Annotated in this window: 15 protein-coding genes and 1 pseudogene; 8 read left to right on the forward strand and 8 right to left on the reverse strand. The window is 72.2% G+C overall.

Annotated elements, in window-relative coordinates; genetic code table 11:
* Positions 1-14 precede the first annotated feature (14 nt).
* Together VT50_RS34075 and VT50_RS34080 are read right to left on the reverse strand one after the other, a co-directional pair.
* Positions 15-1,196, reverse strand: coding sequence for an acyltransferase family protein (locus VT50_RS34075; protein ID WP_240529422.1), 1,182 nt, complete (start codon positions 1,194-1,196; stop codon positions 15-17).
* Between the two features lie 225 nt (positions 1,197-1,421).
* Positions 1,422-2,642, reverse strand: a complete 1,221-nt coding sequence (locus VT50_RS34080; RefSeq protein WP_046086375.1) for a cysteine desulfurase-like protein — start codon at positions 2,640-2,642, stop codon at positions 1,422-1,424.
* A 382-nt stretch (positions 2,643-3,024) separates the two neighbouring features.
* Here VT50_RS34080 and VT50_RS34085 point away from each other — a divergent pair, with 382 nt between their 5' ends.
* The 4 genes from VT50_RS34085 to VT50_RS34100 all read left to right on the forward strand — a co-directional run bounded on the left by VT50_RS34085 (position 3,025) and on the right by VT50_RS34100 (position 7,122).
* A complete protein-coding gene (locus tag VT50_RS34085; protein ID WP_206269527.1) occupies positions 3,025-4,137 on the forward strand; it encodes an AI-2E family transporter in 1,113 nt (370 codons plus the stop codon).
* Between the two features lie 141 nt (positions 4,138-4,278).
* Positions 4,279-4,728: an RrF2 family transcriptional regulator gene (locus VT50_RS34090; protein WP_046086373.1), complete on the forward strand. Its 450-nt coding sequence runs from the start codon at positions 4,279-4,281 to the stop codon at positions 4,726-4,728.
* A gap of 70 nt (positions 4,729-4,798) precedes the next feature.
* Positions 4,799-6,067 carry a globin domain-containing protein gene (locus VT50_RS34095; protein WP_075200351.1) on the forward strand — a complete coding sequence of 423 codons (1,269 nt, stop codon included), beginning with the start codon at positions 4,799-4,801 and terminating at the stop codon, positions 6,065-6,067.
* A 212-nt stretch (positions 6,068-6,279) separates the two neighbouring features.
* A complete protein-coding gene (locus tag VT50_RS34100) occupies positions 6,280-7,122 on the forward strand; it encodes a class I SAM-dependent methyltransferase (RefSeq protein WP_046086371.1) in 843 nt (280 codons plus the stop codon).
* A gap of 158 nt (positions 7,123-7,280) precedes the next feature.
* On the opposite strand, the gene VT50_RS34105 is transcribed toward VT50_RS34100, so the two are convergent.
* Positions 7,281-8,291 (reverse strand): methyltransferase, encoded by a 1,011-nt coding sequence (locus VT50_RS34105; RefSeq protein WP_046086370.1) that lies wholly within the window; start codon positions 8,289-8,291, stop codon positions 7,281-7,283.
* 150 nt (positions 8,292-8,441) lie between these two features.
* Between VT50_RS34105 and VT50_RS34110 the strand changes: the two genes are divergently transcribed.
* The 4 genes from VT50_RS34110 to VT50_RS34125 all read left to right on the forward strand — a co-directional run bounded on the left by VT50_RS34110 (position 8,442) and on the right by VT50_RS34125 (position 10,954).
* Positions 8,442-9,182 carry a MerR family transcriptional regulator gene (locus VT50_RS34110; protein WP_046086369.1) on the forward strand — a complete coding sequence of 247 codons (741 nt, stop codon included), beginning with the start codon at positions 8,442-8,444 and terminating at the stop codon, positions 9,180-9,182.
* Positions 9,179-9,814 (forward strand): hypothetical protein, encoded by a 636-nt coding sequence (locus tag VT50_RS34115; protein ID WP_046086368.1) that lies wholly within the window; start codon positions 9,179-9,181, stop codon positions 9,812-9,814. The genes VT50_RS34110 and VT50_RS34115 overlap by 4 nt, the downstream gene beginning before the upstream one ends.
* A gap of 184 nt (positions 9,815-9,998) precedes the next feature.
* Entirely contained in the window at positions 9,999-10,589 is a 591-nt protein-coding gene (locus VT50_RS34120; RefSeq protein WP_046086367.1) for a TetR/AcrR family transcriptional regulator, read from the forward strand.
* A 77-nt stretch (positions 10,590-10,666) separates the two neighbouring features.
* Positions 10,667-10,954 (forward strand): YiaA/YiaB family inner membrane protein, encoded by a 288-nt coding sequence (locus tag VT50_RS34125; protein ID WP_046086366.1) that lies wholly within the window; start codon positions 10,667-10,669, stop codon positions 10,952-10,954.
* A 51-nt stretch (positions 10,955-11,005) separates the two neighbouring features.
* Here VT50_RS34125 and VT50_RS34130 read toward each other — a convergent pair whose 3' ends face one another.
* The 5 genes and pseudogenes from VT50_RS34130 to VT50_RS34150 form a co-directional block, all read right to left on the reverse strand.
* Positions 11,006-12,037: an acyl-CoA dehydrogenase family protein gene (locus VT50_RS34130; RefSeq protein ID WP_046086410.1), complete on the reverse strand. Its 1,032-nt coding sequence runs from the start codon at positions 12,035-12,037 to the stop codon at positions 11,006-11,008.
* Positions 12,038-12,167: 130 nt separating this feature from the next.
* Positions 12,168-13,163 carry an iron-containing redox enzyme family protein gene (locus VT50_RS34135; protein WP_046086409.1) on the reverse strand — a complete coding sequence of 332 codons (996 nt, stop codon included), beginning with the start codon at positions 13,161-13,163 and terminating at the stop codon, positions 12,168-12,170.
* A 274-nt stretch (positions 13,164-13,437) separates the two neighbouring features.
* Positions 13,438-13,647 (reverse strand): annotated as a pseudogene (locus tag VT50_RS34140) (ornithine decarboxylase); the annotation flags it as partial.
* A gap of 115 nt (positions 13,648-13,762) precedes the next feature.
* Positions 13,763-14,008, reverse strand: coding sequence for a DUF6480 family protein (locus VT50_RS39175; protein WP_046086365.1), 246 nt, complete (start codon positions 14,006-14,008; stop codon positions 13,763-13,765).
* A 145-nt stretch (positions 14,009-14,153) separates the two neighbouring features.
* Positions 14,154-16,703, reverse strand: a complete 2,550-nt coding sequence (locus VT50_RS34150) for an ATP-dependent Clp protease ATP-binding subunit (RefSeq protein WP_053048576.1) — start codon at positions 16,701-16,703, stop codon at positions 14,154-14,156.
* Positions 16,704-16,859 lie beyond the last annotated feature (156 nt).

Raw genomic sequence — 16,859 nt, forward strand, 5'->3', positions numbered from 1 at the left:
ACCGGGCCACCCGTTTACGGCGCGGGGTCCTGCTGGGGCAGGGGCGCGCTCCGGTCGCCGGGCGCGGGCCCGGCGGTGGGTACGGAACGGCCGCGGGGGCGGGCGAAGCGGCGCATCACCGGCGCCTCGACACCGCGCCACAGCAGCAGCGACACCGCCACACAGAACACCGACACCAGCACGGACAACAGCGCGGCGGTCACGGTGTCGAACGTCCGCCGGTCCAGCAGCACCCGGATCTCGTACAGCAGCGGGAAGTGGACCATGTACAGCGCGAAGGACGCCTCGCCCAGCAGGACCAGGCCACGGCGTCCGAGCCAGCTCTCCCGCCCCTCGAGATCACGGGTGGCGATGGCCGGGATGAGGGCTGCCATCGGCAGACAGGTCGCGGCTCCCCACAGGTACTCCTCCGGCAGCTCCGTCCGTGCCGCGAAGACCCCCGCCAGGGCGAGCAGCGGCCACCGCGGGCGCAGCGTCGGCCAGCGGCCGAGCTGGACCGCCCGGGCGAGCACAAGTCCGAGGATGAACTCCAGCAGCCGCACCGGCGGGAAGAAGTAGATCAGCCACCAGCGCTCCGTGGAGAGCGGCGACCAACTCCCGGGCGCGGCCCGGTCGGTGACGGCCATCGCCACCAGCGGCATCGTCACCACCAGCACCGCCACGAGCGCGATCACCGGCCGGAGCAGCCGTTCCGGTAGTGCCCGCACCGGCCGGATCAGCAGGGGAAAGAGGAGGTAGAAGAACGCCTCGCAGGAGATGGACCAGGTCACCGGATTGACGCTGCTGAAGTCGGCCATGTCCGGCACCCAGGCGTGCACCAGCAGCAGATTCCGGACCGCCTCCCCCGGGCCCGGGTCCGGCACCGGAAGCAGCGCGGCGGTGCCCGTCGCCATGAGCAGCCCCATCATCAGTGACCAGGTCACCACGTGGTTGGGGAGGATCTTCACCAGCCGGCGGCGCCAGAACCGGACCGCGGTGTCGGCAGGGGAGGCGTTCCACGCCAGGACGAAGCCGCTGAGCAGGAAGAAGGAGGAGACCGCCGCCGCGCTCGCCATGGACGAGGTGTCGGCGGCCTCATAGACGTCCCTGTCCGCGAAGAATCTGCCCAGCGTCAGCACATGCCCCGCCAACACCACACCGGCCAGCAGAAAGCGAAGCCCCGTCAACGACGGCAGCCGATCGCCGCGCGGCAACACACCGGCCAAAGGGAACCCCTCCCCGTACGGAACAGGCACAGCACCCACGAGCCTGCCCGCCGCACCGCCCGGCCCCAATACCGCCCCTACGGGAACATCCGGGCGAACACCACCACCCGCGGAGGGACGCGCGTCAGCGCGCGCCGGGAGCGCGGGAGGGGAGAGCCGGTGGGCGGGTCGGCGCCGGATGGATCAGCCGCGCGGGGCCGGTCGGCGCCGGATGGGTCAGCCGCGCGGGGCCGGAGTGTGCAGGAAGTCCGAAAGCGCCTCCAGCAGCCGGTCCACGTCCTCGCCGCTGGTGTAGGGCGCCAGGCCGATGCGCAGCCCTCCGCTGTCGCCCAGGCCCAGCCTGCGGGATGCCTCCACCGCGTAGAACGAGCCGGCGGGGGCGTCCACGCCGCGCCCGGCGAGATGGCGGTGGGCGTCGGTGGTGTCACGGCCGTCGATGGTCAGCAGCACGGTCGGAGTGCGGTCCGCGGCCCGGGAGTGGATGGTGATCGGGTCCAGGGCGGCCAGGCCCTCGTCGATGCGCCCGCGCAGCGTGGCCTCGTGCTCTTCGAGGGCCGTGAACGACGATGCCAGCCGCTCCCTGCGGCTGCCTTCGGCCCCGGGGTCCAAGGTGGCGAGGAAGTCGACGGCGGCGCGGGTCCCGGCGAGGAATTCATAGGGCAGGGTGCCGAATTCGAAGCGCTCGGGAACGGCGTTCGTCGAGGGGAGCAGCTTGTCCGGGGTCAGGGTCTCAAGGAGGGCGGGGCTGGCCGCCAGGACGCCGAGGTGGGGGCCGAAGAACTTGTAGGGGGAGCAGACGAAGAAGTCCGCTCCGAGCCTCGGGACGTCGACGTGGGAGTGGGCGGCGTAGTGCACCCCGTCGACGTGGAGCAGCGCCCCGGCCGCGTGCACCCGCCGGGAGATCTCCGGGATGTCCGGGCGGGTGCCGATCAGGTTCGAGGCGGCGGTGACCGCCACCAGCCGGGTGCGGTCGCCGAGCTGGGCGCTGATGTCATCGGGGGTCAGCTCGCCGGTGGCGGGGTCGAAGTCGGCCCAGCGCACGGTGGCCCCGACGGCTTCGGCGGCCTGGATCCAGGGGCGGATGTTGGCGTCGTGGTCCAGCCGGGACACCACCACCTCGTCCCCCGGCGACCAGGTCTTGGCGAGGGTGCGTGAGAAGTCGTAGATGAGGGCGGTGGCGCTGCGCCCGAAGACGGTCCCGGCCGGGTCGGCGCCGAGCAGATCGGCCATGGCCTGCCGGGCCGCCCGGACCAGGGCCTCGGCGTTGCGCTCCCCGGCGGTGCGGCGGCCGCGGTTGGACAGGGGGTTGGCCAGCGCGTCGGAGACGGCCTCGATGACGGGGAGCGGGGTCTGGGTGCCTCCCGGGCCGTCGAAGTGGGCCGACCCGGCCTTCAGTGCGGGGAACTGTGCGCGGACGGCGGTGATGTCGTATGTCACGAGCGGCTCCTTGCAGAGTGCCTTGGCGGGCGGTGACCAGGGCGATCTTAGGCGGGCACGGATGCGGAACGGCAGGGGGCGCGGACGGCCGCCGCGCGGGCAGACAGTGGGCCACCACGCCGGGAAGAGGACGGCCACCGCGCCGGGGAGTGGACAGCCGCCGCGCCGGGAGAGGTGCCCGGCGCCCGGACGGCCGCCCTGATTGAATCTGTACGTAGAGGGATGAATCACCATCCTCTTCTGCCGCGCAGGACCGGGACCAGAAGGCGGTGGCGCCCACGTGAGCAGCGACTCTCCTCCCCCGCCCGAGCGGCCGGGAGGACGGGGCGTACGCCCTCGGCGCGGTGTGACGGGCGGGCCGTCGGGGCGGGCCTCGCGGGCGGTGGCGCGGGCTCGCCGCTCCGGCTCCGCGGCCCTGGCGGCGGCGGTGCGGCGGGCGGGGGACGAGAGCACACAGGTCCATCCCGGGCTGCGGCTGGCCGCCGCGTACGCATGGCGGCTGATGCTCATCGGGCTGGCCGTCTATCTGGTGTTCACGGTGCTGGGACGGTTCGAGCTCGTCGCGATCGCGGTGTTCCTGGCGCTGGTGGCCACCGCCCTGCTGCGGCCGCTGGCCGATCTGCTGACGCGGGTGTGCCCCAGGCCGCTGGCGGTGGCGCTGGCGGTGTTCGGCACGCTGTTCGCGGTGTTGGGGCTGCTGGCGCTGGTGGGCAACGCGGCGGCGGGGGAGGCGGGCAGGCTGGTGGGGGAGTTGCGCGGCGGGATCGGCCGGATCGAGCGGTGGCTGGAGGGGCCGCCGTTCCATGTCCGGCACGGGGTGCTGTCCGGGGCCCACGACAAGGTCACCGACTTTGTGACACGGCACCGCGAGACGCTGATCAGCAGGGCGCTCAGCAGTGCGGGGCGGGTCGTGGAGGCGGGTACGGCGGTGTTCCTCGCCCTGTTCTGCTCGATCTTCTTCATCCATTCCGGCGACCGGATGTGGCTGTGGTTCCGGGGCCAGCTCCCCGAGCGCGCCCGGTCCCCGTGGGACCGCGCGGCGCGGGCGGCGTGGACCACCTTCGCGGGGTACACCCGGGGCATCATCGTCGTGGCGGCGTCCAACGCGGCGCTGGTCGGCATCGCCCTGTTCCTGCTGCGGGTGCCGCTGGCGCTGCCGCTGACGCTGCTGGTCTTCTTCGCCACGTTCGTCCCGCTGATCGGCTCGCCGATCGCGCTGGCGGTGGCGACGGTGGTGGCCCTGGCCGGGCGGGGTCCGGCCATCGCGGCCGTGGTGCTGCTGCTGATCGTGGCGGTCGGTCAGTTCGAGGGCCATGTCCTGCATCCGCTGGTGATGAGCTGGGCGGTCCGGCTCCATCCGGTGGTGGTGGCGATCTCGGTCATCGCCGGGAGCATCGTGGCGGGGGTGGTCGGGGCGGTGGTGGCCGTGCCCATGGTGTCCGTCGCCTGGTCGGTGACGCGGGCACTGCGCGGGCAGCCGCCGGGCGAAGCCTGACCGGCGCGGCGGCCGGAACACCCATGCCTAAGCGACTGGGGCACCCACCCGTACGCAAGCGGCCGGGACACGCCCCCATGGGCGGCCGGAACCCACCCCTATAAATTGCATCTCAGATTCGCATTAACGTAATCTCCCGCCATGCGGCTGACAAAGTCAACGGACCTGGCGCTCCGCACCGTCATGCGGCTGGCGGTCACCGGCACCGAGCCCTGCACCGCCCGCCAGATCGCCGGGGAGATGCGGGTGCCCTACACCCACCTGGCCAAGGTGGCGGCCAGGCTGCAGCACCTGGGCCTGATCGAGACACGGCGCGGGCGGGGCGGCGGGCTGACGCTCACCGCGACCGGGCGCACAGCCTCCGTCGGTCAGCTGGTCCGGGACCTCGAGGGGGTCGGCGATGTCGTCGACTGCGAGGGGGATGTGCCGTGTCCGCTGCGGCAGGGGTGCCGGCTGCGGATGGCGCTGCGCCGGGCGCAGGAGGCGTTCTTCGGCTCGCTCGATCCCCTAACGGTCGACGATCTGGTGGCGTCCCCGACCGGTCCGGTGCTGCTGGGGCTGGTCGGGCGCGCACCCGGACTGTCCCCGTAAGGCCGCCGTCCGGGTTACCGAGTCCGGACCCGTCCCCGCCGAGCCGCGCCGTGCCGACACGGAGGTCACCATGCCCGGTTCACCCCTGCCGTTGAATGCGAATCTTAGATACCAGTTAGGTCCGCTCATGCTCTCCCAGAAGTCCGCCGAGACCGTCCGCGCCACGCTTCCCGCCGTCGGTGAGGCCATCGGCACCATCACCGAGCTGTTCTACCGGAAGCTCTTCGAGGCCCATCCCGAGCTGCTGCGGAATCTGTTCAACCGGGCTCACCAGGCCGCGGGCACCCAACGGCAGGCCCTCGCGGGCGCGATCGCCGCGTTCGCCACCGCCCTGGTGGAGCGGCCGGGGACCAGCCCCGACGCCCTGCTGAACCGCATCGCCCACAAGCACGCCTCGCTCGGGGTGAGCCCCGCGCAGTATCCGGTGGTACACCGTCATCTGTCCGCCGCCATCGTGGAGGTGCTGGGCGGCGCGGCCACCGAGGAGGTGACCGCCGCCTGGGACGAGGTCTACTGGCTGATGGCCAACGCCCTGATCGAGATCGAGCGGCGGCTGTACGCGGAGCGGGGTGTGCTGGTCGGCGGGTCCTGGCGGCGGTGGCGGGTGGTCGAGCGGGTCCGGGAGACGGCCGACGTGGTCACCTTCCGGATCCAGCCGGCGGACGGCCGTCCCGCCCCCGCGTTCAGGGCGGGCCAGTATGTCTCGGTGCGGGTGGAACTGGCCGACGGGGCACGGCAGATCCGCCAGTACAGCCTGACCAACGGCCCCGGCGCCACCGTGTGGTCCTTCTCCGTCAAGCGCGAGGACACGGGCCTGGGCCCGGCCGGTGAGGTCTCCGGCAGGCTGCATGACCACGTCCACGCGGGCGATGAGCTCACCGTCTCCGCGCCCTGCGGCGACGTCGTGCTCGACGGCACGGACACACCGCTGCTGCTCGCCTCCGCCGGAATCGGCTGCACCCCGATGGTGGCCATGCTGGAGGAGCTGACGGCCACCGGACACCGGGCCCCGGTCATCGCCGTTCACGCCGACCGCTCCCCCGCCGACCACGCGCTGCGCGCCGACCAGGAGCGGCTGGTCACCAAGCTGGCGCGGGGCACCGCCCATACGTGGTACGAGCGCCCCGAGGGCGACTGGCCGGTCGAGCGCACCGGCCGCGTCGACCTGTCCGGTATCGAGGTCCCGGACGGCGTCCAGGCGTATCTGTGCGGTCCGATGCCCTTCATGCGGTCGGTGCGGATCCAACTGCTGGAGCGGGGGGTGCACCCCTCCGCGATCCACTACGAGGTCTTCGGCCCCGATCTGTGGCTGACGCGGGACGACGGCGAGGGCCACTGACGCCACCGCCCCCCGTGCGCCCATCCACCCGTGCACCCGGCCACCCGATGTTGGCCGGTTGGACTCGAATGGCCCAGAGGCCGGTCGCTTTCACCGGGGGGAACGTGGGACCGTACGGACACGGGTTCTTCCCATTTCGTTGCATACCCTTATGTTCGTTGCATATCAGTACGGAATGGTCCGTCCGGTTACCCCCACATCGATGAGGAACCATGGATCGCGAAAAGATCACTCTCAGCGGCGCTCAGGAGACCTTGCTCGCCACGCTGTACGGCAGGGCGGTGGACAGCCGTTCACCGGACTCCGTCCTGCATGACCACGCGGCCCAGGAGGCCGTGGAGCGCGTGGCCTACGACTTCGCCAAGACGGGGATGACGGACACGACGGCGGTCGGCATCGCCCTGCGGGCGAAACAGCTCGACGACTGGGCCGTGGAATTCCTGGCCGGGCATCAGAAGGCGACCGTGCTCCATCTCGCATGCGGTCTCGACACCCGGGTACAGCGCCTCGACCCGCCGTCATCGGTGCGCTGGCTCGACATCGACTACCCCGATGTGATCGATCTGCGCCGACGGCTGCTCCCCGAGCCGTCGGGGAACTACGAGATGGTCGGCGCCTCGGTGACCGATGGGGCATGGCTGCGCGAGGTGCCCGACGACCGGCCCACCGTGGTCGTCGCCGAGGGGCTGACGATGTATCTGCGCAAGGAGGAGGGCAAGCGGCTGATCCAGCGGATCACCGAGCGGTTCCCCAGCGGCCAGCTGCTCTTCGACGTCTACGGGCCACTGGGCATCCGGCTCCAGAAGATGGTCCCCGCGGTGCGCAACGCGGGCGCCACGCTCCACTGGGGCTTGGACGACCCCCATGAGGTCGAGACCTGGCACCCGGGGCTGACCTGCCTCGACGCGGTGCGCAGCGTGGACATGCCGGGGGTGGAGAAGATGCCGACCACCGGCCGGATGAGCATGCGGGTGATGGCGCGTCTGCCCGGCTTCCGGGACGTGGGCCGGATCCTGCGCTACAGCTTCTCATCAGGGGTCTCCGGCGGATCGTGACGCCTGTCGGCGGGCTGCTCCTCCTCCGCCGCAGCATCGCCATGCCGCTCCGCCGCATGGAGGGCCTCGCCCCAGCCCCTGGTAACGGGAAGGGGCGGGAAGGGGAAAGACCACCGGACACGCCCGAAGGCCGGGCGGCGGCCAGGTGGTCGTCGTCGCTATTTGATGCCCACCAGCATGGAGTAGCCGTCCGTCAGCGGTTCGATCCGGCTGCCGCTGAACCCCGTCTCCGCCAGCCACGCACGGCCGTCGGCGGCCGTGTACTCGAAGCCGGACCGGGTCTCGAGGAGCATGTTCAAGCTGGCCAGCAGCCCGAAGGTGTTCTCCCTGCGGTCGTCGTCGATGATGGCGTCGTAGACGAGGACCGCTCCCCCGGCGGGCAGCGCGTCGTACGCCTTCTTCAGCAGCAGCCGCTTCCCCTCCAGGCCCCAGCCGTGCAGCATCTGGCCCAGCACGATCACATCGGCGCCGGGCAGGTCATCGGTGAAGAGGTCGCCGCCGTGGAAGGTGAGCCGGTCCTCCAGGCCGAAGGACGCCACGTACTTCTCGAACTCGGGCCGCACTTGGGGCAGTTCGAAGACTCCGCCGCTCATATGGGGGTGGCGCTGGGCCACCGCCACCGGGACGCAGCCCACCGCTCCCCCGACGTCCAGCACCGTCCGGTAGTCGGCCCACGGGAACCGCTCGGCTATCACCATCGCCTTGCCCATGCTGAGCCCGGTCATTCCGTGCAGGAATCGCTCGAGCCCTTCCTGGTCGTGGTAGATGGCGTCGAAGACATCGCCGCCGTCCTTGTGCTCGTTCTGCGGCTGCCCGGTTCGCAGCGCCTCGGTGAGCGACCCCCAGAAGGGATACAGCCGGCTGTTGGCCATTTCCAGGATGCCGCCCGCGTACGTGGCCTTCTTGCGGTCGAGAAAGGTGTCGGCGGACGGGCTGTTGCGGTACACGCCCTCGGACCGCTCCAGGAAACCGAGGGCCACCAGCGCGTCGAGGAAGTCGCCGGCGCCGCGCGGGTGCAGTCCGAGCGCCCCGGCCACGTCACCGCCGGTGCGGGGGTTTTCGGCGAGCAGGGAGAAGAGATCCAGTTCCACCGCGGTGAGCAGCGCCTTCGACGCCATGAAGCCGAGCCCGACCTCAAGGATGGACTCGGGGCTGATCTCATGCCGCATAAGGCTTCCTCACCGTTCCCGGATATGCGCTCTCACCACAGCTGACCGAATGGGGACCTCCTTACGCTACCGTCCCGTTGCTCCCTACACGGGTCACCGCCGGACGGACGCGCTTGACCTTGTCGTGGCGGCAGGGTTTCTACTGGCCGCATGCGCATCGGAGAAATCGCCGCGCTCGTCGGAGTCACATCCCGGACCGTGCGCCACTACCACCACATCGGTCTGCTGCCCGAGCCCCGGCGGCGTGCCAATGGATACCGGGTCTACACCCTCAGGGACGCCGTTCTGCTGGCCCGGATCCGGCGGCTGACCGAGCTCGGGCTCGCCCTGGACGAGGTGCGGGACGTCCTCGCGGATGACGCCGGGCGTGAGCTGGCCGAGGTGCTGGGCGAGCTGGATGCCGATCTCGCCCGTCAGGAACGCGAGATCCAGCGGCGCCGCGCGGTGCTGGCCACACTGCTGGACGGCCCGCTCACCCCGGACGCGCCGCTCTCGCCCGCGCTCATCGAGCTGCTGAAGGTGGCGCCCGCCACCTCCTCGCCGACCGCCGCCAAGGACCGAGAGCACCTGATGCTGCTCGAGGGGGTGATCGGCGGGGACGCGGTGTACGCGGCGCTGCGGCCGCTGGCCGACAACCCCGCCGTGCTCGCGCTGTACGAGCGGCTGGATGAACTGGAGGAGGCCGCGGCGGACGATCCCCGGGTCGCGCCGCTGGCCGATGAGCTGTCGGCCGCCGTACCGGACGAGATGCTGGCGGCCTTCCCCGATGGCGGCCCGGCGGCGACCGGCTTCGAGCAGGCACTGCTCGACGACTACTCGCCCGCCCAGGCCGAGGTGGTGCGCCGGGTGATGGAGCGGCTGACCGCACGACTCGACAGGAGGGCGTCATGAGCCGGGTCCCGCTGATCGCGCGCCAACTCCTCCGCCACGAGGCCCGGGCCCTGCACAGCCTCGGGATGTGGGCGCTGCGCCGCCGCCACCAAATCCCGGAGGGGGCGCTGGCCGTCGCCTACACCGGGCCCCAGACGGCCATGTTGTACGGGATGGTCTTCGTGTCGGTCATCGAGACGGTGGCGCTGGCCCTGCTGGTCCCGTGGCCGGTGGTGCACGCCATCACGCTCGTCGTCGATGTGTACGGGGTGGTGCTGGTCCTCGCGCTGCACGCGGCCTGTGTGGTCCGGCCGCATGTCGTGGGATCCGACGGCTCGCTGCGCATCCGCTACGGCGCGCTGTTCGACCTGCGGGTTCCGGCCGCCGCCATCGCCGCGGCCCGGGTGGACCGGCGCTATCCGGACGCACGGCTGGTGCGGCTGGGCCCGGACGGGGTGCTCGACCTCGCGGTGGGCGGCCAGACGACGGTGACGGTGGAGCTGACGGAGCCGGTGACGTTCGTACGGCCCCTCGGGCGCAGGGGCGTCGCCCGTACGCTCCGGTTCCACGCGGACGATCCGCGGGAAGCGGTCGCCGTGCTCACGCGCGCCCGTACGGGGGTGGCACCGGATTCGTCAGCGGCGCCGCGGTGACGGGTCGAGCGGCACGGGCGGGTGTCGGCCACGGGCAGTACCTCGCGCTCGATTCCGCACTGGGCCATGGGTGGTTTGGCCGCCGGGCCGCCGCTCTGGCATCATAAGCAAACGGAACCAGGCTCCGGTAAATGTTCGGGGTGCTGTTCCGCTTGGCGAGCCCGGCGGTGGAGGGAGCGGCGCGGTGAACGACGGCGACATGGGCGCGGGACCCTCGGCCCGGTCCAAGCGGGCGGACGCCCGGCGCAACCAGGAGACCCTGCTCGACGCCGCCGCCTCGGTGTTCGTCACCTCGGGCGTGGAGGCGCCGGTGCGCGACATCGCAGCCAGGGCCGGTGTCGGGGTGGGCACGATCTACCGCCACTTCCCAACCCGGGCGGACCTGATCATCGCCGTCTACCGGCACCAGGTCGAGGCCTGCGCCGAGGCCGGTCCGGCCCTGCTGGCGAGCAGCGCGACGCCGCATGCCGCACTGAGCCAGTGGATCAATCTCTTTGTCGACTTCCTGGTCACCAAGCACGGCCTCGCCGGCGTACTGCGGTCCGACAACACGAGCTTCGACACGCTGCACTCGTACTTCATCGACCGCCTCCTGCCCGTGTGCGCCCAACTGCTCGACGCGGCGGCCGACGCGGGTGAGATCCGGTCCGGCCCCAAGGCCTACGAGCTCATGCGCGGCGTCGGGAACCTCTGCATCGGCGCCGAGCACGACCCCGGCTATGACGCACGCCGACTGGTCGAACTCCTCATCGCGGGACTGCGCCAACCGCACTGACGGCGCCCGATGTCTGAGTACGTACCTGAGTATCCGGACGGATATGGAGCCGACCGCATCCGCCCATCCTTGTCCGCATGAGTGAGACACCGGTCAAGCAGCAGAGCACGGCCGCGTTCTACGGTCAGGCCGTCGCCTCCTTCGCCGTCGCCATGGCCGCCACCGCCATCGGCATCTTCCGGCTGAGCGCCGACGCCTGGGTGCGCGGCTTCCTCGCCATCTCCGTGCTCTACCTGGTGACCTCCGCCTTCACCCTGGCCAAGGTGGTCAGGGACCGGCAGGAGGCCGGGCAGATCGTCAGCCGGGTCGATCAGGCGCGGGTGGAGCAACTGCTCGCGAGCCACGATCCCTTCGAGAAGCTGTAGCGGCCGGGCCCCCGGTCATCCCACCCGGGCCTTCGGTCACCCGCGCGCCGGTCAGCCGCGCAGGGCTCGCAGATGCGCGCTGCGGACGTCCGTGGTCTGCCCCTGCACCACCAGGAACAGGCCCTCGCGGGCCAGCCGTTGGGCGGGGCTGCCGAGGCCGAAGGCCCGGCCGCCGCCCGCCACGATCGCCGCGGTGGTGGCGGCGCGCAGCACATCGTAGGCCCGGGTCTTCACCGCGAGCCGGTCCGCCAGGCGCTCGCCCGCGGGCACCTCGTCCACCAGCGCGTACGCGTCCCGGCGCACCGTGCGCAGCCGCTCGCCCAGCACCCGCGCCGTCTCCTTCGCCTCCGCGTCCCCGGCCGCCTCCAGCAGGTCCAGGGCGGCGCCGGCCACGCCGAACACGGCCGGGTTGGGGTTGGTGTTCTTCGGCCGGTCCGCGACCGCCCACTCCTCGTGGGGACGGCTCCAGACCACCGCCTCCTCGGGCACCACCAGTCCGTCCAGCTCCAGGCCGACCGTACGGGTGCCGGTCAGCGCGGCGAGCTCGAGCGGCGGCGTGGCCCGCAGTCCGGGCTGCTCCCGGGCGTCCGCGAAGGCGAACAGCGCCTGGCCGTCGTCGGTGACCCCGGCGAGCAGCATCACATCGTTCAGGCCCCAGCCGGTGTACCACGGCACCCGCCCGTCGAAGCGCCTGCCGCCGGGGGCCCGGGTGACCCGCACCGGTGTGCGGGGGAAGGCCCGCAGATGGGAGAAGGCGATACCGGACAGCAGCGTGCCGTCGCACAGCGGGCGCAGCAGCCGCTCGCGCGCCGGGGAGTCGGAGGCGGCGAGCATCCTGACCGGGGTGTGGTGCTGGGCCTGGACGAAGTAGGTGGAGCAGCAGGCCCCAGCGAGGATTTCGGCGATCTCGCGGGCCACCGCGTCCGGCGCCTGCGCCCCGCCGTACGCCGCCGGGCCGCTCACCCCGAGCACCCCGGACCTCTTGACCTCGCCGATCGCGGCCGGGGAGACGCCCTCGCGGTCGGCGGCCTCGGCACCGGGCGCCAGCACCTCGTGGGCGAGGCGCCGGGCCGCCCCGATCAGTGTGGCGGCCGGCTTCCCCTGGTCAGAGTCGGTTCCCTGGTTCCCGTCCGGCTTGGCGCTCACGAGCCCGCAGCCTACCTCGTCGCGGTCATCGCTCCATCTGGGCATGGTGGCGGTGGCACAGCCGGGGTCACAGCGGGACGCGGAGTGAGGACCGGCCCTTACGCCACGTGTCCAGGACCTCATCGGCGAAGCGGTCCTCCAGGAACACGGTGGCGTCGACCCCGAACGCCACGTCCGCGGCGAGTCCGGGTTCGCGCTTCAGGAGGTCGTCGATCACCCCATGGCGTACGACCTGTTCGTGTACGGCGTCGGCCTCCACGTGCTCGGTGTAGAAGAACACCGCCGCCTCGCCCGCGCCCAGCCGCCGCAGCGCCCGGGCCAGTCGGTCGGAGGCCGGCGAGGAGGTGATCTCGACGGTGGCGAAGTGGCCCACCAGGGCACCGCGCAGCGCCCTGTGCAGGCCCAGCAGGGACATCATGTTGACCACCGCCAGCATCCGTGCCGACGTGGCGTCCAGATAGTGGTTGTACGCCGGGTCCAGGCCCAGGTCGGCCATCAGACCGGCGAACAGTTCCGCGTGCACCCGGTCCCCGTGCCCGGCCCCGAACTCGTCGTACTCCACGGCCGCCATCGCCGCCTTGGCCCGGCCCCGCAGCCGTGGCAGGACCCACACCTGCGGATCGGCCTCCTTGAGCTGGTAGAGCGATCGGTGCGCGATGTACTCACGCAGCTGCCACCGCTCGCCCTCGTCCCGGAGGAAGTGCGAGACGCCCGTCCCGTCGGCGGGCTCCAGCAGCAGCCCGGACACGGCGGCGTCCGGGTCGTCGTGCGTGGTGGCATCGGAGCGCAGGGCGTCAAGGAAGCGTCGCTCCAGCGCCTGCCGCGTCCGCAGCAGTTCCGGATCCCACTCCCATGCGTCGTCCACACCGGAGAAGCCCTGGTAGTGGAGCTCGTAGCAGACATACAGCGCGAGCTGCAGATCGTCGCCGTACGGGTCGGCCTCGCGGAGCGAGCGGCCGCCGGGCAGCGTCGCCCCGCGGGACGACATCGGCCCGCCGGGCTCGTGCACGAGGGCGTCGACGAGCGCCCCGGACACCTCGCCCCGCGCCGTGGGCAAGGGCATCGGCCGGGCCGTCGCCGTGGGATGGGTGTCGCTCACGGTTCCTTCCACGTTCCGTCCGCTCCGTCCGCCTCTGCCAGGATGGGCCGTCTCCGCCGGGCTTCGGCCCCGCTGGCCGGGTTCCCCTCACCACCTGCCGCAATCGCGCCGCGGATGGCGCCACCGCACCACGCCACCTCGCGGATCCGGTTGCCAGGCGATTTCGCGGGTACTCCGCACTGCCGCAGGTCGAGAAGAAGGTGTGCTCGGCGCGCACCGCGTCCGCCATCAGCTCCTCCGCGCGCTCCAGCACCCGGCCCGACCCCAGCCGGTCGTCAAGGCCGCCGCAGGTGAGGAGGCCGGTGCGGAACACCTCCTCCCCCAGGACCTTGACGACGTCCGGGTCGGCGCCCCTGCCCTGCTTGTGCCCGGGCGGGGCGAAGGGAAGGGCCCCGCGCTCGTGGTAGCGGGCCAGGGCCTCCAGAACCGGAGCCTCCGTGTGATCCATGCCGGACGGGTGCCCTTCCACCTGCGGAGAAAACCGTACGGGGCCGGTCGGGGCGGCCGTGGTGTGCTGTGGTGGGGCCGCCGGTCGCCTTTACGTCACCCCAGTACGGCGTACGTCATCCCAGCACGGCGATCGCGAACGCGACGCAGAAGGTCGCGAACAGCGCCACGAAGAGCCAGATGACGATCGTGGGCCCCTTCGACCAGCCCTTCGTGGGGTTGTAGGTCTCGCGGGGGCCCGCCTCCGAGAGGCTGCCCTCGGCCGGTGGGGTCTCGCCCGGGGGCACGCCCACGCTCGGCCGAAGCCGGGACGCTCCGGGAGACCCTGGGGTGCGGTCAGGGTGCGGTTGCTGCTGGTCCATGTCCGATGCGCTCCCTTCCGCCTGCGGCGCGTCGGCTACCCCGGTCCGCCGCCCCGTTCGGGGCGGCGTCCCCCCGGTGGACTCCTCCCACCATACGGCGGAAGAGGGGCCGGACACGTCCCGGCGGCCGCCGCCCACGCGGGCCTCACGGTCGCCCGGCCTTCGAGGGGGCGTCGGTGTGGAACACCAGCGCTCCGTCCGCGACCTCCACCCGGGCCCGGTCGCCGGAGGCGATCTCGCCGTCCAGCAGCAGTCGCGACAGACGGTTGTCCACTTCCCGCTGGATGGTGCGGCGCAGCGGCCTGGCACCGTAGGCGGGTTCATGGCCGCGCCGCGCGATCCAGTCGACGGCCTCCGGGGCGAACTCCACGGTGACGTCCTGGGCGTGCAGCCGACGGCGGGTCTCCTCCAGCAGCAGATCGGTGATCTGGCGCAGATGCCCGTCCGTGAGCTGCCGGAAGACCACGATCTCGTCGACGCGGTTGAGGAATTCGGGCCGGGCGTGCTCGCGCAGCGGTCGCAGGACGCGCTCGCGCCGGGCCTGCTCGTCCGTCTCCGCGTCCGCGGTCCCGAAGCCGAGGGCACCGCGCCCGCCGATGGCCTCGGAGCCGAGGTTGCTGGTCATCACGACGACGGTGTTGCGGAAGTCCACCGTACGGCCGTGGGCGTCGGTGAGCCGGCCGTCGTCCAGCACCTGGAGCAGGGTGTTGAACACGCCCGGGTGCGCCTTCTCGATCTCGTCGAGCAGGAGCAGCGCGTACGGGCGGCGCCGCACCGCCTCGGTGAGCTGTCCGGCCTCCTCGTGGCCGACGTAGCCGGGTGGCGCGCCGACCAGCCGGCTGACGGTGTGCCGCTCCTGGTACTCGCTCATGTCCAGACGGACCATCAGCTCCTCGCTGCCGAACAGCGCCTCGGCCAGCGCACGGGCGAGTTCGGTCTTGCCGACGCCGGTCGGGCCTAGGAAGAGGAAGCTGCCGATGGGGCGGCCGGGGTCGGCGAGACCGGCCCGGGAGCGCAGCACCGCCTCGGCGACCGCGCCGACGGCCTCGTCCTGGCCGATGACCCGCTCGCGGAGATGTTCCTCCAGGCCGAGCAGGCGGGCCTTCTCCTCCTGGGTGAGGCTGCTGACCGGGATCCCGGTCTGGCGGGAGACCACCTCGGCGATGTCCTCCGCGGTGACCTCCAGGCTCTGCCCGTCGTCGGGCTCACTGTCGCCGTCGGCCTCGATCCTGCGGTTCAACTCGCCGATGCGGTCGCGCAGTTCGGTGGCCCGCTCGTACTCCTCCGCGGCCACCGCCTGGTCCTTGTCCCGGGTCAGCTGCTCGGCCTCGCGCTCCAGGGTGCGGGTGTCGGTGCCCTTGGTGCGCGAGCGCAGCCGCACCCGGGCACCGGCCTGGTCCACCAGGTCGATGGCCTTGTCGGGCAGGAACCGGTCGCTGAGGTAGCGGTCGGACAGCTCGACGGCGGCGAGCAGCGCCTCATCGGTGAAGCGGACCTGGTGATGGGCCTCGTAGCGGTCGCGCAGACCGCGCAGGATCTCCACCGCGTCGGCGGCGGAGGGCTCAGGGACCAGGATGGGCTGGAAGCGCCGGGCCAGCGCCGCGTCCTTCTCGATGTGGCGGCGGTACTCCTCCAGTGTGGTGGCGCCGATGACATGGAGTTCGCCACGGGCCAGGGCGGGCTTGAGCATGTTGCCCGCGTCCATGGAACCGCCCTCGGTGCCGCTCGAGCCCGCGCCGACCACGGTGTGCAGCTCGTCGAGGAAGACGATCAGCTCCTCGGAGTGGGTGCGGATCTCGTCGATGATGCCGCTCAGCCGCTCCTCGAAGTCACCGCGGTAGCGGGTGCCCGCGACGACCGCGGACATGTCCAGGGCGACCACCCGGCGGCCCAGGAGGGTGTCGGGGACGTCTCCCTCGGCCACGCGCTGGGCGAGTCCTTCGACGATGGCGGTCTTGCCGACACCGGCGTCGCCGATCAGTACGGGGTTGTTCTTGCCGCGGCGGGACAGCACCTCGACGGTCTGCTCGATCTCCTGCTCGCGGCCGATGACCGGGTCGATCCACCCTGCGTGGGCGAGGTCGGTCAGATCGCGGCTGAACGTGTCGAGGGTGGGTGTGTCGTGCCGCCGGCCGGGCTGCTGCCCGGCCGCACTGCCGACCGGCGGCCGGCCCGGTGCGCCCTGCGGCCCGCCCCGGCCCGCCGCGGGGTCGGAGGGCAGGGAGTTGAGGATGCGACCGGCCGTGGAGCCGTGGTTGGCGGCCAGCGCCCCGAGCATGTGCTCGGGGCCGATGTAGGAGGCGCCGTTCGCACGGGCCAGTTCGTGGGCGTCCAGCAGGGCGCGCTTGACCGCGGGGGTGACGGACAGCTGGGTGCGCCGCGGCCCCTCGCCGCTCATCCGGTCGATCTCCGAGGCCAGCGCGTCGGTGTCGGCGCCCGCCCCCGCCAGCAGCCCCCGGGTCGGCTCGGTGGCCAGCGCCGCACGCAGCAGGTGCTTGGTGTCCAGATCGGCGCTGCCGTGCTCGGCGGCGTAGCTGGCCGCGTCGGCGACGAGTTGCCGGGCGGGGTCGCTCATCAGGCGGCCGATGTCGATGTGGCGGAGGCCGGGGCGCGGTCCGCCGTCGAGGAACCGTGCCATGAATTCCTCGAACGGGTCTGGACCGAAGTCCCCCGGACCCATGAAACCGCTGCTCATGGCCTTCCGTTCCGCGGTCCCGGCCAGGCGTCCGGACCGGGCCCGCTCTCTTGACAGGCGTGATCCTTTCCGGGCGCGGGTGCCCGAGGGGCGCCCGTATTACACCTGCGGTCGCCGAGGTCACACCTGCGGTCGCCGGGGCGCGGGTGGTCATGG

Source organism: Streptomyces antioxidans (assembly GCF_000968685.2).
Lineage (GTDB): Bacteria > Actinomycetota > Actinomycetes > Streptomycetales > Streptomycetaceae > Streptomyces > Streptomyces antioxidans.